Origin of the sequence: Rothia sp. HMSC061C12 (assembly GCF_001815755.1) — a bacterium.
Classification (GTDB): Bacteria; Actinomycetota; Actinomycetes; order Actinomycetales; family Micrococcaceae; genus Rothia; species Rothia mucilaginosa.
Map to the genome: position 1 here is coordinate 1 of NZ_KV821853.1, position 4,243 is coordinate 4,243.

4 protein-coding genes are annotated in these 4,243 nt (G+C 60.9%); 3 read left to right on the forward strand and 1 reads right to left on the reverse strand.

Annotated features, from left to right (window positions below):
• Window positions 1-61: 61 nt before the first annotated feature.
• On the reverse strand, window positions 62-1,627 hold the full coding sequence (locus tag HMPREF3055_RS03380) for an MFS transporter (protein WP_070737973.1): 1,566 nt from the start codon (window positions 1,625-1,627) through the stop codon (window positions 62-64).
• A 177-nt stretch (window positions 1,628-1,804) separates the two neighbouring features.
• Between HMPREF3055_RS03380 and HMPREF3055_RS03385 the strand changes: the two genes are divergently transcribed.
• The 3 genes from HMPREF3055_RS03385 to HMPREF3055_RS03395 all read left to right on the forward strand — a co-directional run bounded on the left by HMPREF3055_RS03385 (window position 1,805) and on the right by HMPREF3055_RS03395 (window position 3,917).
• Window positions 1,805-2,383, forward strand: coding sequence for a TetR/AcrR family transcriptional regulator (locus HMPREF3055_RS03385; RefSeq protein ID WP_070633886.1), 579 nt, complete (start codon window positions 1,805-1,807; stop codon window positions 2,381-2,383).
• 138 nt (window positions 2,384-2,521) lie between these two features.
• Window positions 2,522-2,842 carry a putative quinol monooxygenase gene (locus HMPREF3055_RS03390; protein ID WP_070593866.1) on the forward strand — a complete coding sequence of 107 codons (321 nt, stop codon included), beginning with the start codon at window positions 2,522-2,524 and terminating at the stop codon, window positions 2,840-2,842.
• A gap of 262 nt (window positions 2,843-3,104) precedes the next feature.
• A complete protein-coding gene (locus tag HMPREF3055_RS03395; RefSeq protein ID WP_070593869.1) occupies window positions 3,105-3,917 on the forward strand; it encodes an NUDIX hydrolase in 813 nt (270 codons plus the stop codon).
• Window positions 3,918-4,243 lie beyond the last annotated feature (326 nt).

Consider the following 4,243-nt stretch of genomic DNA (forward strand, 5'->3'; position numbering starts at 1 on the left):
TGCGTCCAAGTTTCGGGGCGCAGTTCAGTAGCGTCAGGAGGCGGGGCTCATGTATTCCGAATTAGTGTTCTGCGGGCTTCATTTCGCGCGGTGCCTTGCGGATCATGAAGTAGCTAATGACGGCCATAACACCCATGAGCACGGCGCTGAATGCGGAGCTCAGCACCACGCCGGAGTCGAAGGCAGCGAATGCGGAGGAGAGCAGCTGGTTCGCCTGCTCGCCACCCACCTGGCTTGCGACCGTCACGGCACCGCCGAGGGTTTCGTGGGCGTGGTCGGCGAGAGTCTCATCCAGGCCGTCGGGTACAACCACATTTGCGCGGTAGACGGCGGTGAGCATGCCACCAATGATGACGGTGCCGAGCACCGTACCTGTCTCGTAGGAGGTCTCCGAGATCGCGGATGCCGCACCAGCCTTACGCGGCGGCACGCTGGAGAGCATCAGGTCGTTCGAAATGGTCTGCGCAATACCGATGCCGGTACCGAGCACAATGAAGATCAGGATAATCACCAAGTCGTTGTGCGCACCCATGAAGGCGAGCACCGCGAACGCGGCAGCGTGGAGCGCCAGACCGAAAGACACCACCTGCGCCGGGTGGAAGTGCACCGCCACGCGCGCAATCACCAGACCGGCGATAATGATCGCCAGGGTACCGGGAATCAGCAGCATACCGGCGTACATGGGCGGCAGACCGGAGACCAACTGCAGGTGCTGGGAGGCGAAGTAGATGAAGCCAACGTCCACCATCATGGAGATGAGGTTTGCGGTAATCGCGCCGGTGAACACGGTGTTGCGGAAGAGGCGCACATCCAGCATGGGCTGAATATCGTTCTTCTCGCGGTTGAGCTGACGCAGCACGAACAGGACGATGAAGCACAGTCCGGCAAGGATGGTGCTAATTGCCACCGCATCGAACCCGGTTTCGGAGGTGTGAGTCAGACCGAAGGTAATGCCGGTCATGCCGGTCATAATCAGCAGGATGCTCAGCGGATCCACCGGGCTGGGGTTCGGGTCCTTCGACTCGGGAACCATAATCGGGGCGAGAATCAGCAGAGGAATCAGAATCGGCACAGCGAGCAGGAACACCGAACCCCAGTCGAAGTGCTCCAGCAGGAAACCACCCACAATCGGGCCCAGCGCCGCACCCGCCGAGAAGCCCGAAGCCCACACGGCAATAGCGATGCGGCGCTCGGTCGCATCCACAAAGATATTGCGAATAATCGACAGGGTTGCCGGCATGAGCATGGCGCCAAAAATGCCAAGCAGGGCGCGGGCAACCACGAGCATCAGCGCGGAGGGCGCGAATGCCGCGAGCGCAGAGATTGCCGCGAAGCCGGTCGAGCCGATGAGCAGCAGCTTGCGGCGACCGATGCGGTCACCGATAGCGCCCATGGGCACGAGCAGGGCGGAGAGCACCAGGGAGTAGGAGTCAACGATCCACAGCTGCTCCGCGGAGGAGGGGCTCAGCGCCTTAGCGATTGCGGGCACCGCGAAGGCAAGCACTGTGTTGTCGATGGAGACCAGGAGCACCGGGAGCATGAGCACACCGAGTGCCGCCCAGCGCTTGGTCTTCTGGTCGGGGGCGTGAATGGGCAGAGCCGTGGTGTGCGGATTGTGATTCGTCATGGGTTGTTTTCGTGCGTCTATAAGGTGTCGGCTGATGCGGCGGACGCGGCGGCATCAGCTCGGCCTGTCTTTTGGGCTAGGTCTTTTAGTGAGGTTTTAGGGGTCCGGACGGGGCCATAAACGAAGATTAACTATACCAACTGGACGGTATAGTTTCAAGCGGTTAGACTGGTACACATGACCACCCCCAACCACCGAAAACAACGCGCCACCAACCCCCGCGAACACATCCTCGACACCTACGTCGACCTGCTGATTCGCTCGGGAGAACGCGCCGCGACCCTCGACGCCGTCGCCACCGCCGCCAAGGTTTCCAAGGGCGGGCTACTCTACCACTTCGCCTCCAAGAAGGCGCTACTTGAAGCGCTCGCAGAACGCACCCTCACCCTGGCTGAAGAGGACTTCGCGGCGATGGAGCAGGCACCCGAGGGGGCAAGCGCCTACTACATCAATTCCTCCACGCCGGATAACACCCCGTTCGACCGTGCCCTCATTGCCCTCAGCCGCCTGGCGCAGAACAATAATGAGCTCGCCCAGCAGACCATGAGCCGCGTGCAGGAGGGATGGCATGCACTCGTCCTCGCTGAGCTGGGTGACGAGCAGATTGCCCGCGCCGTGCTGCTTCTGGGTGATGGCATGTACTACAACGCGGCATTCGGAGGCGACTCCGCCAGCCCGCAGAGGGCTGCAGCCATCGCGGCAGACCGTGCGGCGCTGGAACGCGCCCTGCAGGTTCTCAAGGCGGCGGCTCATTAAACCCACAAAAGCCACCCGATACAGCGGTTAAAGCCACAAGCTAAAACCGCTGCCTCAAACCCTATTCTTCAGCGCCGGCGAGCACCCGGGGCTTAAACTGGAAGGGTACGTATCTACTCTTCAACCTAAGGAGTTCCGATGATTTTCATTGCTGTAAAGTTCCCCGTCAAGCCCGAATACGCTGACCAGTGGATTGAGAAGACCCGCGCTTTCACCGAGGCAACCCGCGCCGAGGAAGGCAACAAGTTCTTCGAGTGGTCCCGCAGTGTTGAGGACCCGAACGAGTTCGTTCTGCTCGAGGCTTTCAACGACGACGCAGCTGGCCCGCACGTGAACTCTGACCACTTCCAGCAGGCCATGAAGGACATGCGTCCGCTGCTAACTGCAACCCCGAAGATTATTTCTCGCCTGATCGACGGCGAGGGCTGGGAAGCTATGGGCGAGCTGCAGATCGACTAGTCTGCACCCCTACTCTGCACCTAAAACCACATAAGTAGACGTTGCATAAGTAGACCCTGGAGCGCCCCTCCGCATTGTTCTTGTGGACATGCCGGAGGGGCGCTTTGGTGTGTCCGGTACCTGAACTTTTTCCCCTTGACACGACGCGGATGGTATCGGTTTTCGGGTCAGCGGGTGCCTTGCGTGCATTTTTACCCTATTAACCCCTTAAAATGGGTAGAGTATGCACACCTATCGATACCCATTCGCACAGGAGGCCTGAATGAGCATCGCATCCCAGCCTCTTCCCGGCGCAGTCGCCACTGAAGAGCACAACGACGTGGACCACACCTCTGTATCTCTCGCTGTCTCGACCGTGATTCTAGCTTTGCGTCCCAAGGAAAACGAGACCCACCCGACCCTGTGGCTGCCGCTGGTTCGCCGCCTCCGCGAGCCCTATAAGGGTCAGTGGGCGCTTCCTGGCGGTCCACTCAACCCGAACCTTTCTCTGGAAGAGGCTGCCGCTTCGACCCTGAAGCGCGCCACCAACCTCCAGCCCGGCTATCTGGAGCAGCTCTACGCATTCGGTGATGTCCTGCGCACTCCCGAGGCGCGTGCCGCCCGCGTTGTGGGTGAACCCGACCCGGCGCCCGGCGCTGATCACGAGCGCGTGGTTTCCGTGGTGTACTGGGCTTCGATTCCCGCCACCGAGGTCGCAAACACCCGCGTGCACGAGAACATCCGCTGGTTCCCGGTGGATGAGCTGCCCGAGCTTGCCTTCGACCACAACGAAATCATTGAGTACGCACTCTACCGCCTGCAGAACAAGGTCGAGTACTCGCGTATTGCGCACTCGTTCCTGGGTGAGGAGTTCACCCTGGCGCAGCTGCGTGAGGTGTACGAGGCGATTCTGGGTCGCACCCTGGATCCGGCGAACTTCCGCCGCCAGATTGCGGCGTCGAAGTCGATTATTGACACCGGCCGCCGCGTGGAGGGCACCCGCCACCGCCCGCCGCGCCTGTACCGTTACAACGACGCTCAGGCGTACGCGGATGCGGGCCCGCTGGGCATGTACCGTGAGCGTCACGAGGCGTAGTAGCGTTTCGCGCGGTTTACGCGCGCAGATTTAATGCCTAAAAGGAGGGGCGGCACCGAGTGGTGTCGCCCCTCCTTTTGTGTCTTCTGGGATTACATCACCGGTTGCATCGCCCCTTGTCGGCGGGTTTTGCGTGGGGGTGCTTGACTCAGCACCCGTGCGCTTCCTATGCTGGAGACCTCAGCTCTTTATCCGTGTTGCCCCACCGTGGGGCAACCTAAGAGGCTGAACGCAATGTTTGACCGAAGCCACCCAAGGCACGACCGGGGTGGTATTCGGAATCTAGGAGGCATCAAAGAAATGACCCACCGAGCATAAGCCCGGAC

Excerpts from the sequence above, each read along its gene's own strand:
- HMPREF3055_RS03395 (WP_070593869.1), top strand. The coding sequence starts at position 3,105 with ATGAGCATCGCATCCCAGCCTCTTCCCGGCGCAGTCGCCACTGAAGAG.
- HMPREF3055_RS03380 (WP_070737973.1), bottom strand. The coding sequence starts at position 1,627 with ATGACGAATCACAATCCGCACACCACGGCTCTGCCCATTCACGCCCCC.
- HMPREF3055_RS03385 (WP_070633886.1), top strand. The coding sequence starts at position 1,805 with ATGACCACCCCCAACCACCGAAAACAACGCGCCACCAACCCCCGCGAA.
- HMPREF3055_RS03390 (WP_070593866.1), top strand. The coding sequence starts at position 2,522 with ATGATTTTCATTGCTGTAAAGTTCCCCGTCAAGCCCGAATACGCTGAC.